We start from the raw sequence: 13,616 nt of genomic DNA on the forward strand, positions 1-13,616 counted from the left end.
TTCGCCCCCCGGCATCGCCCGCACGTCGGTGCTACCATCGATGCGCGCAGCCGGCCCGCCGGCTGCAACGCATCCGACGCACATCGTGAATGGGGGCAACGATGGCCGACACGCATTACCCGCACCCGGAGCAGGCGCCCCGGGTGTCGATCGACGAGATCGTCAACGTACTGTCGCACCGCCCGTTCGCGACCACGCGCGAGCGCGGCTGGGCCGGCGTCACGGTCGACATGTACGACCCGCTGCCCGATGTCTCCGAGCGTTATCCGCCGCTCGACCACCACGTGATCTGCTACTGCCCGTACGGCAGCGCGCGGCTCGTCCAGGGGCGCGACGGCGTCGTGCACGAAAGCCTCATTTCCGCCGGCGTGTCGATGCTGATGCCGGCCGGCTACGACTCGCTGTGGGAAGGCCACGCGTCGGCCACCGCGCGCTTGCGCATCCCCACCGCGCTGATCGCCGCGGCAGGCGAACAGCTCGGGCGGCGCGGCACGGCTTCCATCGAGCTGCTCAACGTGTTCTCGACGCGCGATGTGGTGATCGAGCACATCGCGCAGGTGCTCGTCGCGGAACTCGGCCGCGCGCCGCATCCCGCGCAGGCGCTGATCGCCGATCAGCTGTCGGCCGCGCTCGCCGCGCACCTGCTGCGCAGCTACAACGCGTTCGAGCCGGTCGTGCCGGCCGACGCGCCGCCGCTCGGCAAGAAGGACATCGCGCGGCTCACGGAGTACATCGAGGACAACCTCGACCGCCCGATCGGGCTCGACGAACTCGCGGGCATCGCCAACGTGAGCCGCTTCCACTTCACGCGGCTGTTCAAGCGCAGCACCGGCATGACGGCCGGCAGCTTCGTCGAGCGCTGCCGGATTCGCCGCGCGCAATCGCTGATCGTCGAGACCGACCTGCCGCTCGCGGACGTCGCGCTGATGACGGGCTTCGCCGACCAGAGCCACTTCACGCGGCGCTTTCACCGTCACGTCGGCTGCACGCCGGCCGCGTTCGCGCGGGACTACGGCCGGCGGCGCGCGGCACGCAAGGCCGGCGGCGGCATCCGGTGCGCGACGTAAAGGTTTGCCCCGCGTGAACGCCGCCCGGCGTGCGCGGCGCGGGACGCCCGGCGACGGCGCGCGCCCGACCGCCGGCCGGCTCCGCCGCACCTCGCTCCGGTAAGATGAACGCTCGCCCACCGCCCCGCCCGCCCATGTCGACCACCCTGAACACCCTGCTGCCGCTCGCCGGCGTCCTGTTGCTGAGCGTCGCGAGCCCCGGCCCGAACTTCGTGATCGTCACGTCGACCGCCGTCGTGTCGCGCCGCGCGGGCGTGATGACGGGGCTTGGCCTCGCGGCCGCGTCCGGCACCTGGGCGGCGATCGCGATCGCCGGGCTGGGCCTGCTCGTGACCCACGTCGCGTGGGTCCACACCGCGCTGCGGCTCGCGGGCGCCGCGTACCTGATCTGGCTCGGCCTGAAGATGATCGCGACCGCACGCCAGCCGCTGCCCGCCGCCGCGCCCGCCGCGGCGTCCGACTGGCGCGCCGCGAAAAAGGGCTACGTCGTGAGCATGACGAACCCGAAATCCGTCGCCTTCTACGGCAGCATCTTCGCGCTGATGGTGCCGGCCGATGCGCCGGCATGGCTCGATCTCGCGGTCGTCGCGCTGTCGGTCGCGATCTCGGCCGCCTGGTATTGCACGATGGCGCTGCTCGCGTCGCATCCGTCGGTGCGCCGGTTGCTGGTGCGGCGCAAGGCCGTGCTCGACACGGCGGCCGGCCTGCTGCTGACGGGCATCGGCGGGCGGATGCTGGCCGGCCGCTGATACGCGCGCCCGGCGCTTCGCTCACGCGGGGCGCCGCTTCCTCGAACCGTCTCCGCTCGCCTGCCATGCCGACCGCGCAAACGGTTGTGTCGCGATAGGGACGAAAGGATGAGTGTTTCTCGATATGCCAAGGACTGCTTACATGGCCGATGAATAAAATTGCTCAGCAGCGGTTCGCGTCATGGCCTCGCCCTGCATCTGCCCCTCCCTGATCATGTGCATCACTTCGATGCCATACAGGATGATACGGCGCAACGAAAATTCTTGAACCCGAGCATCGGTCGGGTGCGCCGCTTGATCGCGCGGTGGTCCTGCTCGATGATGTTGTGCAGGTACTTCGTCTGGCGGATCTTCATCGGCGTCTCGCGCTGCGCGTTCACCGCATGCAGTGCGGCCAGGTTGGCGCCACCTTTGTCGATGGTCACTGTATCGGGTACGCCGTTCTGGCCGATCGCCTTCTCGAAATAATGCTGGGCCGCAGCCTTGTCGCGGCAGCGCGCATCAGGAAGGCGACGGTGTTGCCGGCTTTGTCCACCGCGCGATAGAGGTATGTCCACTTGACCCGCACCTTGATGTAAGTCTCGTCCATGCGCCAGCTCTTGCCAACCGGGCGCTTGCGACGGCGAAACACCTTCTCGATCAGCGGCAGCAGCTTGAGGACCCAGCGGTGCGCGGTCGAGTGATCGACAGCGAGGCCACGCTCAGCCATCATTTCTTCAAGATCGCGCAGGCTCAGCGAATAGGCCACGTACCAGCGCGCACAGCAGGATCACGTCCAACGGGTAGTGCAGGCGCTTGGCACCTTGGTTATCCCTGCGGGCAGGGTCCTGCGGGGTGTCTTCGGCGGCTTCGTCATCAAGGCGCTTCCAGCATTTCTGGTCGACGACTCTACCCTTCCCGCCTTATTGCGACAGAGCCATCGCATCCAGTGCGCATTCATCGCGCACGGGGTCGCGACAATCGCGCCACACTTTCAGATCAGGCTTGAGATGAGGTGACATCCACATGTCGCCCGATGCCCATGCCGGGCAATCGGGATACCGCCGTCCGTCATCGAAGAATCGCCTTCCTCTATGACGTTAGGCGAAACGTCGGGGTGCTGCGGACAAGACACTCGATCCCCCTTACGAGAGACGTAGCGGCCGTCAAAACGCATGGTTGCGGAACCTGTTTCAACTTTGCCGCCATGATCAGTGCTGTCTCCGATACGGATGAGATTAATTGACATTTCGCTCATTTACCCGAGCAGGAATCTTTTCAGCGCTTCCCGACCTAGTCATCAAATCTACGTATTTCTTATATGCCGGACGTGCCTTCTGTGAGTCACCCAAATCCCAATACGAATCAGCAATATTAAGCCAAGCCACTGCTCTATTTGGAGCAACAGATAACACCGTTTCCAAAATCGAAACCGCCTCACCGTTCCGCTTAACAAGCTGAAGGGCGTATGCATAGTCGTTAAGCGATGAAATCAAGATATCACGCGTATTTCTCTCATGCAGCCACTTTTCTTGATACGAGGTTACGTATGGGGAAAGAATGTCAACAGCATCCCCCGGGAGGTTGCTTTTCAGAAAAATAATCGCCTCAGAATGCACCATGGAAAGATAATAGGAATACTTCCTCCTAAGACTATCCCCACCGCTCACAATTTTGTACGCGCCGGTAAGATCTACATCATCGGCGCAAATACCTTGAACGGCCGCCTCTTTTACCTCTAGCGTCGAATTATTGACACTCGCGACCATGCGATGACCCACGACGCTTCTTGCACTAAGATTGGCGACCTCATTATGAACTGGAGCAAGTTCTCCATCAAGAGAGCCCTTTTCCAGCTTTAGATCCTTGGATCTGATATAGCAATCTGCCGAAGTGGACGCGCCTGCCGCCGGCGCCCCACCAGAAAGCGTCAGCGTATAACTACCGTCACGTTGAGCCAACGCGGCATCTGCTCCCTGAGTGGAATAGAATTTCACCGATCCCTCGGCATTCGCAAACAGAGGGTAAAAAACAAACAACCCTAAAATCGATATTTCAGTAATCTTTCTCATTGACAAGCTCCCGCTGCGCTTTCACTCGTTCCGAAACAACCTTGTGTTTCCCCTTAGCTGGTTGATTTGTCACGCTCTTCGGCTGCACCTTCACCCAGCGCGAACTTTTTGGGTCGCCCAGCGGCACAAGCTTCAGTCCCGCTTGGGTCAGCTTCCGATCCGGCTCTGGAATGTCGCTAACCAGTTGGGCCCCCGGCTCGATTTCAAGGAGTGGTACCCGGATTGCGGCCGCGGGATGCGCTTCGTGATGCAGATCGATTCGAATCTTCCGCAGGTCGACGGCGGCGAATGGCTGTGGGGCAGCGGCGGCGCGAACTACACGTTCTGGTGCGCGCCGTGCCGCACCAGTGCGCATCTGTGGCAATGCACGTGACGCACGCCGCGCACGACCCGACGATCTTTCAACGCGGCCCGCACGCGCCTCCGGCATCGCCCGCCGCCGCGCGGGCATCGCCGGCCGGCCGGCTGCCGGACGCGGGCAGCCGCGCGATCGAACGATAGACGGCCGGGCGGATCCCGCACGCCTGCTGCCACGCGTGAATCATGTGCGCCGCGTCGTAGAAGCCCGCATGCATCGCGGTATCGGTCAGCGACTCGTCGCGATTGCGCATCCGGTATCCGGCCAGTGAAATCCGCACCGCCTGCTTCAGCGCGGCGAACCGCACGCCGTCGCGGCCGAGTTGCCGCTGCAGCGTGCGCAGCGACACGCCGGCCGCCGCCGCGCACGCGTCGACGCTCGCGCCCGGATCGTCGTGCAGCCGCTCGAGCACGTCGCGGGTGGCGCCCCCGCCGGCCCCGAGATCGGCGCACAGCGCGAGGATCGCGCGCGCGTCGTCGACGCCCGCCGCCGGACGCCGGCTCGACAGCAGGTCGAGCAGCTGATGCATCCGTTCGGCCCGGCAGGCCGCCTCGCGACCGCCCGCACCGGCAACCCGGCGCACCGCGCCGTCGCCGGCGCCGAAGCGTTCGAGCGCGGTCCGCACCCCGAACGCCGACGCCTGGTCCAGCGCGTTCCAGCGCGCCTCGAAATCCGCCGCGCACAACGACGGCGGAAACAGTGCGGCCACCGGATTGGCGTCGACCGAGATCGCCACACCCAGTTGCCGCCTGAATGCCGCGGCCGACAGCACGCCGTCCGCGCGTTGCGCGGCGCCCGCGTAATGCGCGTGCGTGACGAGCCCGGACACCGTCCGCGCGACCGCGTGCGCGAACAGCGCCGTCCCGCCGCCGGCGCGCAGCGTCAGGCCGTCGCAAAGCAGGTGATAGCTCACCGCGTTCCGTTGCCGCTCTCGTTTCATCTGCATGGGTATCCGTGCCGAACCGGCGTGTCACCTATTTACAATCCGCCGCGCGCGCGACGCGCGACCATCGCCGCATCCCATTCACACAGGACCCGACGATGCCTACCGACAACCTGCCCCGCCATTTTATCGGCGATACGCGAATCGACGCCACGCTTCACCGCCTCTATGCCGCGACGTTGCGCGCGGACCCGCCGGCCCGGCAAGCCGCCCTCGCGCGCGGCCTCGACGAGGGCGCCCCCGGGTTCTACGACGCGATGAAAGACGCCTACCTGCCCGTCACGCCCGATTTCGGCATGCTGCTCCATCTGCTCGTGCGAACCACGCGGGCCCGCATGGCGGTCGAGTTCGGCACGTCGTTCGGCATCTCCACGATCTGGATCGCCGCCGCGCTGCGCGCGAACGGCGGCGGCCAGCTCGTCACGACCGAAATGAACGCGGAAAAAGCCGACGGCGCGCACCGCAACCTGTGCGAAGCGGGGCTCGACGATCTCGTGGAAATCCGCACCGGGCTCGCCGAGCACACGCTGCGCCGGCCGCTCGGCGGGCCGCTCGGGTTCGTGCTGCTCGACGGCGAGAAATCCGCGTACCTGCCGGTGCTGCAACTGCTGGAGCCGGATCTCGCCACGGGCGCGCCGGTCGTTGCCGACAACACCGGCATGGCCGGCGCCCGCGCGTTCCTCGACCACGTGCGCGAACCGCGCAACGGCTACCGGTCGGCAGACCTGCTGACGCAGGCGCTCGGCGCGCTGCATCCGTGCACGCTGCTGCTGCGCGGCTGACGGCCGCGCGCGCGGGCGGCCGGGCACGCGCCGCCCGCCGCCCGCCGCGCGCGACTTTACGACCTTTTTACTTGCGCCCGCGCGTGCGTTCACTAGAATAGGTTCGCCATCCACCAACGAGCACGCACCATGCGCATCCGAAGTCCTCGCCCTCCGAGTTGCTTTTCTGCCTGACAGGCAGGACGCCTGCGCTTCCTTCTTCCATAGCCACCGTCCTGCCGACAGGCGGACGGTGCGCGCCGTAGTCCTTCCCGCGCACGCTTGAACACGACGTCGATGCGTTGATCGCGCATCGTGCGCGCAAGCGTGCCCGCGGGGCAAACCCGTGCCACGACGCGCCATCGATCCACCGTACCGGCAACGATCGATCGCCTGCCCGCAGCCGGCCGCCGATCCGGTCGATATGTTTCGCATCCCTTATTTAAAGGCGGACATTTCCGCCACCGGAGCCCGATCATGTTCGAAATCGACAAGCAATACACGCGCGAATTCATCCACACCGCCTGCGGCGGCAGCAAGCAGGCATTCCTGCCGACCAGGAACGGCAGGGTCGTGGCCGCCTGCCTGCGCGCGGACCTCAACCCGCATGCGCCCGACGTGATCCTGTGCGACGGCAGCGCGTCCGCGCGCTCGGCCGGCAGGACGCTCGCCGCGCAGCGCGACGCGATCCCGGTGTTCATCCGGATGGCCACCGATGCGTACCGCTTCGTCGGCCAGTACGTCGTCAGCGAATCGCTCACCGCGCCGCTCGACTGCGCGCCGTACGTACGCAACAGCGGCTTCACGCCCGCACAGATCTCGCGCGTGCTGAAGCTCAAACGCAGCTGACGCGCCGGCCGGGCGCATCCCGCGCCCGGCGCGGGCGTCTTTCATACAGGAGCAATCATGCTTGGCTTCACGTTCTGGAAACACGTGATCGGCGCGCGAACCGATGCCATTCGCGACGACCGGACGATCGCGCACGACCGGCATCGCAGGATGTCGCGGACGCTCGTGCTGGCCAGCGCCGCGGTGGCGTTCGCGGCGATCGCGTTCGACGCGCCCGTGATCGGCATTTCGGTGTTTCTGCTGGCGACGCTGCCGTTCGTGCTGTCGGGCACCTGAAGCCGCGCGTGCCGGGCCCGGCATCGGCCGTCGATCGATACGACATTTTAATACCGGGCCCCCGCGTCTCTGACACCGTCTTTACGCGCTTTTGTCTAGGATTTCCCTGTCATCCCGACACGGAGAAATCCGCATGCAAACGCAACAGGCCGCCGCCGGCGGCCCATCCGACCTTCCCCATCGACGCGGCGGCACGCCGTTCGCGACCCGGCTCGCGCACGCGTGTCCGCCGGAGCGCATCCTGCTCGACGTGCCGGTCGAAAGCGCGATCCAGTTGTTCGACCTCGCCGCGCAGTACATCGCGCGCGGCAGCGGCGTGTCCGCCGAGCGCATCCGGACCGAGCTGACGAAGCGCGAACAGCTCGGCTCGACCGGCCTCGGCCAGGGCGTCGCGATTCCGCATGCGCGGGTCGACGGGCTCCGCTCGGCCGCCGCGCTGTTCGTGCGCGCGCTGTACCCGTTCGCGTTCAACGCGCCGGACCGCAAGCCGGTGCGCGAGTTCATCGTGCTGGTGCTGCCGAAGGAGGACGACCGCGCGCACCTCGAACTGCTCGCCGACGCGGCGCGCTGCTTCAGCGACCGTCCGTTCCGGCAGGCGTCGCGCGATGCGCTGACGCCCGACGACATTCACCGTCTCATGCAACGCGCGAACTGACGCCGCACGGCGCGGCGACAGGCCCCTCTTCATTACTTCGGATTCCCATGTTCCCAGACCCTGAAAGTCCCATTCCGACCTCGCGGCGCGTCGCCGGCCTGGCCCGCTCGCTGCCGTTCATGCAGGCGCTGCACGGGCAGACCGTCGTCATCGTCGACGGCGGCGCGACGAACGACGCGCGCGCGCGCCAGTCGCTCGCGCAGGACGTCGCGCTGCTCGCACTCACCGGCGTGCGTCCGATCGTGATCCAGGGCGTGCCGGCCGCGTCCGGCACGCCGTCGATCCACGTCGTGCACGCCGAGATGGCGGGCGTCAATCATGAACTGGTGCGCCTGATCGGCAGTCACGGCGCGAGGGCGATCGGCATCGACGGCCACGACGGCGGCCTGCTGGTCGCGAGCGCGGAATCCGGCTGCGACGGCACGGGCGCGGTCGCCCGGTTCGACGGCGCCGCGCTGGATGCGTTTCTCGCGAACGGGCTGGTGCCCGTCGTGATGCCGGTCGCCCCGGACGACGGAGGCCGCGATCGCCTGCTGCGCCCGGAACGGCTCGGCAGCCTGTTCGCGCAGCGCACCGGCGCCGTCACGCTGGTGATGATGGTGAACGGCACGCTGCTGGGCGAACTCGGCGAACTGGCGGGGCTGTACGGCATCACCGAGCTCGAGCAATGGCTTGCCGAGCATCCGGCGGCGGCGGCGGCCCCGTGCGTGCGGGACGCGCTCGATGCGCTCGCGCACGGCGTGCAGAACGTCCATCTCGCCGATCTCGGGCAACCCGAATCGCTGATCGACGAACTGTTGACGGAGGAAGGATCGGGGGTGGTGTTCTGCCGGCGCGGCAACACCGACCTGCTGTCGGAAACCCGCCGCTACTTCGCGGATTCGGCCAGCGTGCTGCGCGACGGCTTCAGCGTCGAGCAGAAGCAGGTCGTGCGTTTCTGACCGCGCGGCCATGAAGCGCCGGCGGCGACCCTTGCGGGCCGCCGCCGGCGGACGGCCTCAGCGACGCGTCGCCAGACGCCGCACGACGCGCACCAGCGCATCGACCTCGTCGCACGTGTTGTAGAACGCGAGCGACGGCCGCACCGTGGCCTCGAGCCCGAAACGCCGCAGGATCGGCTGCGCGCAGTGATGCCCCGAGCGCACCGCGATGCCCTCTTCGTTCAGCGCCTGCCCGACCTCCTCGGTCTCGTAGCCCTTCAGCACGAACGACAGCACGCTCGCCTTGTCGCGCGCGGTGCCGACCAGCCGCACGCCCGGCACCGGCGCGAGCACGCTCGTCGCATACGCGAGCAGGTCGTGCTCGTAGCGCGCGATGTTCTCGATGCCGATCCGGCTCACGTAGTCGAGCGCGGCGCCGAGCCCCACCGCATCCGCGATGTTGCCGGTGCCGGCCTCGAAGCGGTTCGGCGGCGGCTGGAACACCGTGCGCTCGAACGTCACGTCCGCGATCATGTTGCCGCCGCCCTGCCAGGGCGGCATGTCGTCGAGGATCGCGCGCTTGCCGTACACGACGCCGATCCCGGTCGGCCCGTAGATCTTGTGCCCGGAGAACACGAAGAAATCCGCATCGAGCGCCTGCACGTCCACGCGCATGTGCGAGATCGACTGCGCCCCGTCGACCAGCGCCTTCGCGCCCGCGCGATGCGCAAGCTCGACGATCTCCTTCACCGGCACGACCGTGCCGAGCGCGTTCGACACCTGCGTGACGGACACGATCTTCGTGCGGTCGTTGAGCAGCTTCCGGTATTCGTCGAGCAGAACCTGCCCCGAATCGTCGACCGGAATCACGCGCAGCTTCGCCCCCTTCTGCGCGGCAAGCTGCTGCCACGGCACGATGTTCGCGTGATGCTCGAGATGCGACACGACGATCTCGTCGCCTTCGCCGACGTTCTGCACGCCCCAGCTCTTCGCGATCAGGTTGATCGCCTCGGTCGTGCCGCGCACGAACACGATCTCGTCCGGCGACGAAGCGCCGATGAAGCGTTGCACGGTTTCCCGCGCGTGCTCGTACGCATCCGTCGCGCGGCCGGCCAGCGCATGCGCGGCGCGGTGGATGTTCGAGTTCTCGTGCGCATAGAAATACGCGAGCCGGTCGATCACCGCCTGCGGCTTGTGCGTCGTCGCCGCGTTGTCGAACCACACGAGCTGCTTGCCGTTCACGCGCTCCTGCAGGATCGGGAAATCGCGGCGGATCGCGTTGACGTCGAACGGCGGGTGCGCGCCGCCCGCCAGGGCGTGCGGCTCGGCGGCCCGTGCGTCGTCGATGAAGTAGCGCGGCACGTCCGTTCCCGGCGTGCGTGCGGACGGCGCGTCGCGACGCACCGCCAGCAGTTCGCGCAGCGCCTCCTCGCCCGGCAGCCCGAACGCTTCCGGCGACGCCAGGCCGTGCGACGGCACGACGATGTCCTGCGGCGTGGCCTGCCAGCCCTGCCGCGTACCGTCGGTGAAGTAGTACGGCGACGCGGCGGCCGGCGCGGCCTTCGCGCCCTCCTCCACGGTCACCGCATTCGCCTGCGGCACGCCGAGCGCCGCGCCGCCGATACGCGGCTCCAGCGCCGGCGCGATCGTCACCACGCTGTCGGGCAAACCGTTCTGCGCGGCCGCATGCGGCGCGAGCGCGGGCACGCGGTTGCCGAGCGACAGCACGTGAGTCGGCGCCGACGGCGCGAGGTTCGCACCGGCCACCTTCCCCTGCGGCGGCGCGAAGCCCGGCACGCCCGTGCCCGTGCCGCCCGGCCCCGCGAGCGGCGAGCCGGCCGGTGCAGGATTGCTCACCGACGCGAGGATCGGCGCAGCCGCCGGCAGCGCCGACGGCACGCCGCCGACCGCCCCGCTGCCCGCCGACACCTCGGGCGCGGTAGCCTGCCCCGGCGGCGTCGCGAAGAACTCGGACGCGAGCCGCGCGAGCATCGCCGGGTCGGGCAGGCCGGCCGGCAACGGCGGCGCGTGCGGCAACGCGGGTGCGTCGCCGCCCAGGCCCGGATTAACGGTAGGTGTCGGGATAGTCATGGTACTTGGCGATTTCGACGTCATCGAGGACAGCCAGCGCATCCGGCGAATGGACCGCGAGCGAGCAGTACAGCGAGATCAGGTACGACGCGATCGCCTGATTGTTGATCCCCATGAAGCGCACCGACAGGCCCGGGCCCTGTTCGCCGGCCACGCCCGGCTGATACAGGCCGACGACGCCCTGCCGCTTGTCGCCGACGCGCAGCAGCAGGATCTTGGTCTTGCCGTCCGCGACCGGCACCTTGTCCGACGGGATCAGCGGAATGCCGCGCCACGTGATGAACTGCGAACCGAACAGGCTGACCGTCGGCGGCGGCACGCCGCGCCGCGTGCATTCGCGGCCGAACGCGGCGATCGCGAGCGGGTGCGTGAGGAAGAACGCCGGTTCCTTCCACACCTTGGTCAGCAGTTCGTCGAGATCGTCCGGCGTCGGCGCGCCCGTCAGCGGGAAGATCCGCTGTTCGTCGGTCACGTTCGCGAGCAGCCCGTAGTCCGGGTTGTTGATCAACTGGCTTTCCTGCAGCTCCTTGATCGTCTCGATCGTCAGGCGCAGCTGTTCCTTGATCTGGTCGTGCGGGCTGCTGTACAGGTCGGAGATCCGCGTATGCACGTCGAGCACCGTGCTCACCGCGTTCAGGAAATACTCGCGCGGCTGCTCTTCGTAGGGCACGAAGGTCTGCGGCAGCACGCTTTCGTCCTCGAGCTGCGTGCATGCGGCGCGCACGGCTTCCGGGTTCTTCACCTGGTTCAGGCGATAGATGCCGGCCTCGACCGGCACCCATTGCAGCAGATGGGTCAACCAGCGCGGCGTGATCGTGGAAAGCTGCGGGACGGTCTTGGTAGCGTTCGCTAGTTGGCGGGCGGCGTGATCGCTCAGCGCAGCCGTGCCGCTTGCAACGGTCGACATGTGTAGCTCCGGGTTCTTAAGATGAAAAACGGGATTGCTTATGACGCTGGGTGATTATCGGAAGCGCGCGCCCGCCGGCTCAACATGCTATAGCCGTCAAGTCGCGCGCAACCGAAAGGGAAATGAAACAGGCGGCGTCAGGTGACGTAGGCGCCCGGCAACAGCGTCGAGATCGACACGTCGAACGCCCGCGCGAGCTTGTCGGCCGTGACGATCGACGCGATCGCCTCGCCGCGCTCGATCTCGCCGACGTACGAGCGGTTCAGCCCCGCATGCTCGGCAAGCTGCTCCTGCGACCACGTGCGCGCTTCGCGCATCTTGCGCACGGTGGCGCCGAAGTGATGAATGAGATCGCTCATGACGCCACCTGTGCAACGGAAACCGGTTCCGCCGGCACGCGCGGCGCGGCGCTCGCCTCGCTGCGCAGCACGGCCTGGGTCACATTCGCGCCGGGCGGCACATCCTGCGTCAGCCACACGTTGCCGCCGATCACCGCGCCGCGCCCGATCGTCACGCGGCCGAGGATCGTCGCGCCCGCGTAGATCACCACGTCGTCCTCGACGATCGGATGACGGGCGAGCCCTTTCTCCAGATGGCCGGCCGCATCGCGCGGGAACCGCTTCGCGCCGAGCGTGACCGCCTGGTACACGCGCACGCGCTCGCCGATGATCGCCGTCTCGCCGATCACGACACCCGTGCCGTGGTCGATGAAGAAGCCGCCGCCGATACGCGCGCCCGGATGGATGTCGATGCCCGTTTCCGCATGCGCCTGCTCGGCGATGATCCGCGCGAGCAGCGGCAGCCCGAGCCCGTACAGTTCGTGCGCGAGCCGGTGATGGATCATCGCGAGGATGCCCGGGTAGCACAGCAGCACCTCGTCGACGCTGCCGGCCGCCGGATCGCCGTGGAATGCGGCCAGCACGTCGCTGTCGAGCAGCCGGCGAATCTCGGGGAGGCGGGCGGCGAACGCCTGCACCACCTCCGATGCGGGCTCGTCGACCGTTCCCGCCGCGCTGCGCTGGCGCGCCGCGTAGCGCAGCTCCAGCGTCACCTGCGCGAGCAGCGCGTTCAGTGCCGCATCGAGCGCATGCGCCACGTAAAAGTTCTCGCTCTCCTGGCGCAGGTCCGGCGGCCCGAGCCGCATCGGAAACAGCACGCCTTTCAGCGCGCCGACGATCTGCGCGAGCGCCTCGCGCGCCGGCAGGTCGCGCCCGCCCGGTTCGAGCGAGCGGCGCTGCTTCTCGCGCCACGCACGGCGCACGGTCTGGAGCGACTGGACAATTTCGGCGATATCGAATGCGGCCATCTGCGTGTTCCCCGTTCCGCTCGCCGATCAGTCCTGCACCCAGGGCAGGCCGTGGCGCCGCCAGCCGTTGCGGCCGCCGCGGTGCTGCTGCTCGTCGAGGTCGCCCTCGAAACCCTCGAGTACGTTGAACACCTGCGTGAAGCCCGCCTTGGTCGCGGCCTCCGCCGCCTGCGCGGAACGGTTGCCGCTGCGGCACAGCAGCAGCACGACGGCATCCTTGCCCGTCTTCGCTTCGAGTTCGCGCGCGAAACGCGGATTGCGGGTCAGGCTCGTACCGGTTGCCCACGGTACGTGCAGCGATTCCGGCACGTGGCCGACGAACTTGCGCTCCTCTGCGGTGCGCACGTCGACCAGCACGGCATCGCCGGCGGAAAACAGCGCCCATGCGGCTTCGGGCGCCACGCCGCCCGCGTAGGGCGTGCCGGCTGCGGCGGCGGCCGCGCGGGCGTCTTCGAGCGCCTGCTGCGCGGTGGTTCGTTCTTCCAATGCATACGTCATGACGCTTCCTTGTCCTTGTATATTGGTATGACAAAAACCTGGGAGGCGGCCCGTGCAGCTGTTGTGCAGTCTATAGCCGTCAACGTCACTATGCGAGTGCGCTACGGGAAGCAGAACCAATAAAAATTCATTTCCTAATCAGCGTCGGGAGATAGGCAATCGCAGAGGCGAACAATCGCGTGCAC

At 67.7% G+C, this 13,616-nt stretch carries 16 protein-coding genes and 1 pseudogene; 8 read left to right on the plus strand and 9 right to left on the minus strand.

Annotated features, from left to right (window positions below; all coding sequences use genetic code 11):
* Positions 1–101 precede the first annotated feature (101 nt).
* Both GQ56_RS0108925 and GQ56_RS0108930 read left to right on the plus strand, forming a co-directional pair.
* Entirely contained in the window at positions 102–1,067 is a 966-nt protein-coding gene (locus GQ56_RS0108925) for an AraC family transcriptional regulator (protein ID WP_031398333.1), read from the plus strand.
* A 134-nt stretch (positions 1,068–1,201) separates the two neighbouring features.
* Complete coding sequence (locus tag GQ56_RS0108930) at positions 1,202–1,816, plus strand: LysE family translocator (RefSeq protein WP_031398334.1); 615 nt, start codon at positions 1,202–1,204, stop codon at positions 1,814–1,816.
* Between the two features lie 138 nt (positions 1,817–1,954).
* On the opposite strand, the pseudogene GQ56_RS39265 reads toward GQ56_RS0108930, so the two are convergent.
* The 3 genes and pseudogenes from GQ56_RS39265 to GQ56_RS43015 all read right to left on the minus strand — a co-directional run bounded on the left by GQ56_RS39265 (position 1,955) and on the right by GQ56_RS43015 (position 3,867).
* Positions 1,955–2,672, minus strand: a pseudogene (locus tag GQ56_RS39265) (IS6 family transposase).
* 117 nt (positions 2,673–2,789) lie between these two features.
* Positions 2,790–3,044, minus strand: a complete 255-nt coding sequence (locus GQ56_RS40895) for a PAAR domain-containing protein (RefSeq protein WP_075122904.1) — start codon at positions 3,042–3,044, stop codon at positions 2,790–2,792.
* Positions 3,034–3,867: a tetratricopeptide repeat protein gene (locus GQ56_RS43015; RefSeq protein ID WP_081894876.1), complete on the minus strand. Its 834-nt coding sequence runs from the start codon at positions 3,865–3,867 to the stop codon at positions 3,034–3,036. The genes GQ56_RS40895 and GQ56_RS43015 overlap by 11 nt, the downstream gene beginning before the upstream one ends.
* Before the next feature lie 142 nt (positions 3,868–4,009).
* Between GQ56_RS43015 and GQ56_RS45850 the strand changes: the two genes are divergently transcribed.
* Positions 4,010–4,240 (plus strand): hypothetical protein, encoded by a 231-nt coding sequence (locus GQ56_RS45850; RefSeq protein WP_152601705.1) that lies wholly within the window; start codon positions 4,010–4,012, stop codon positions 4,238–4,240.
* Between the two features lie 28 nt (positions 4,241–4,268).
* On the opposite strand, the gene GQ56_RS0108955 is transcribed toward GQ56_RS45850, so the two are convergent.
* Positions 4,269–5,171, minus strand: coding sequence for a helix-turn-helix domain-containing protein (locus GQ56_RS0108955; RefSeq protein WP_031398336.1), 903 nt, complete (start codon positions 5,169–5,171; stop codon positions 4,269–4,271).
* 95 nt (positions 5,172–5,266) lie between these two features.
* Between GQ56_RS0108955 and GQ56_RS0108960 the strand changes: the two genes are divergently transcribed.
* The 5 genes from GQ56_RS0108960 to GQ56_RS0108980 all read left to right on the plus strand — a co-directional run bounded on the left by GQ56_RS0108960 (position 5,267) and on the right by GQ56_RS0108980 (position 8,650).
* Entirely contained in the window at positions 5,267–5,950 is a 684-nt protein-coding gene (locus tag GQ56_RS0108960; protein WP_052007238.1) for an O-methyltransferase, read from the plus strand.
* 456 nt (positions 5,951–6,406) lie between these two features.
* Entirely contained in the window at positions 6,407–6,778 is a 372-nt protein-coding gene (locus GQ56_RS0108965) for a DUF6697 family protein (RefSeq protein WP_031398338.1), read from the plus strand.
* Positions 6,779–6,835: 57 nt separating this feature from the next.
* Positions 6,836–7,054, plus strand: a complete 219-nt coding sequence (locus tag GQ56_RS0108970; protein WP_235212668.1) for a hypothetical protein — start codon at positions 6,836–6,838, stop codon at positions 7,052–7,054.
* A gap of 133 nt (positions 7,055–7,187) precedes the next feature.
* Positions 7,188–7,709, plus strand: coding sequence for a PTS sugar transporter subunit IIA (locus tag GQ56_RS0108975; protein WP_031398340.1), 522 nt, complete (start codon positions 7,188–7,190; stop codon positions 7,707–7,709).
* Between the two features lie 47 nt (positions 7,710–7,756).
* A complete protein-coding gene (locus tag GQ56_RS0108980; protein WP_031398341.1) occupies positions 7,757–8,650 on the plus strand; it encodes an amino acid kinase family protein in 894 nt (297 codons plus the stop codon).
* Positions 8,651–8,707: 57 nt separating this feature from the next.
* On the opposite strand, the gene GQ56_RS0108985 is transcribed toward GQ56_RS0108980, so the two are convergent.
* The 5 genes from GQ56_RS0108985 to GQ56_RS0109005 form a co-directional block, all read right to left on the minus strand.
* Positions 8,708–10,720, minus strand: coding sequence for a family 2A encapsulin nanocompartment cargo protein cysteine desulfurase (locus GQ56_RS0108985; protein ID WP_031398342.1), 2,013 nt, complete (start codon positions 10,718–10,720; stop codon positions 8,708–8,710).
* On the minus strand, positions 10,695–11,627 hold the full coding sequence (locus GQ56_RS0108990) for a family 2A encapsulin nanocompartment shell protein (protein ID WP_031398343.1): 933 nt from the start codon (positions 11,625–11,627) through the stop codon (positions 10,695–10,697). The genes GQ56_RS0108985 and GQ56_RS0108990 overlap by 26 nt, the downstream gene beginning before the upstream one ends.
* A 137-nt stretch (positions 11,628–11,764) precedes the next feature.
* Entirely contained in the window at positions 11,765–11,986 is a 222-nt protein-coding gene (locus tag GQ56_RS0108995; protein WP_031398344.1) for a helix-turn-helix domain-containing protein, read from the minus strand.
* On the minus strand, positions 11,983–12,933 hold the full coding sequence (gene epsC / locus GQ56_RS0109000) for a serine O-acetyltransferase EpsC (protein ID WP_031398345.1): 951 nt from the start codon (positions 12,931–12,933) through the stop codon (positions 11,983–11,985). The genes GQ56_RS0108995 and epsC overlap by 4 nt, the downstream gene beginning before the upstream one ends.
* Before the next feature lie 27 nt (positions 12,934–12,960).
* The gene (locus GQ56_RS0109005) at positions 12,961–13,431 is read right to left on the minus strand and encodes a rhodanese-like domain-containing protein (RefSeq protein WP_031398346.1); all 471 of its coding nucleotides are present in this window, start codon (positions 13,429–13,431) and stop codon (positions 12,961–12,963) included.
* Between the last annotated feature and the right edge of the window lie 185 nt (positions 13,432–13,616).

The organism is Burkholderia paludis (assembly GCF_000732615.1).
GTDB classification, from domain to species: Bacteria; Pseudomonadota; Gammaproteobacteria; order Burkholderiales; family Burkholderiaceae; genus Burkholderia; species Burkholderia paludis.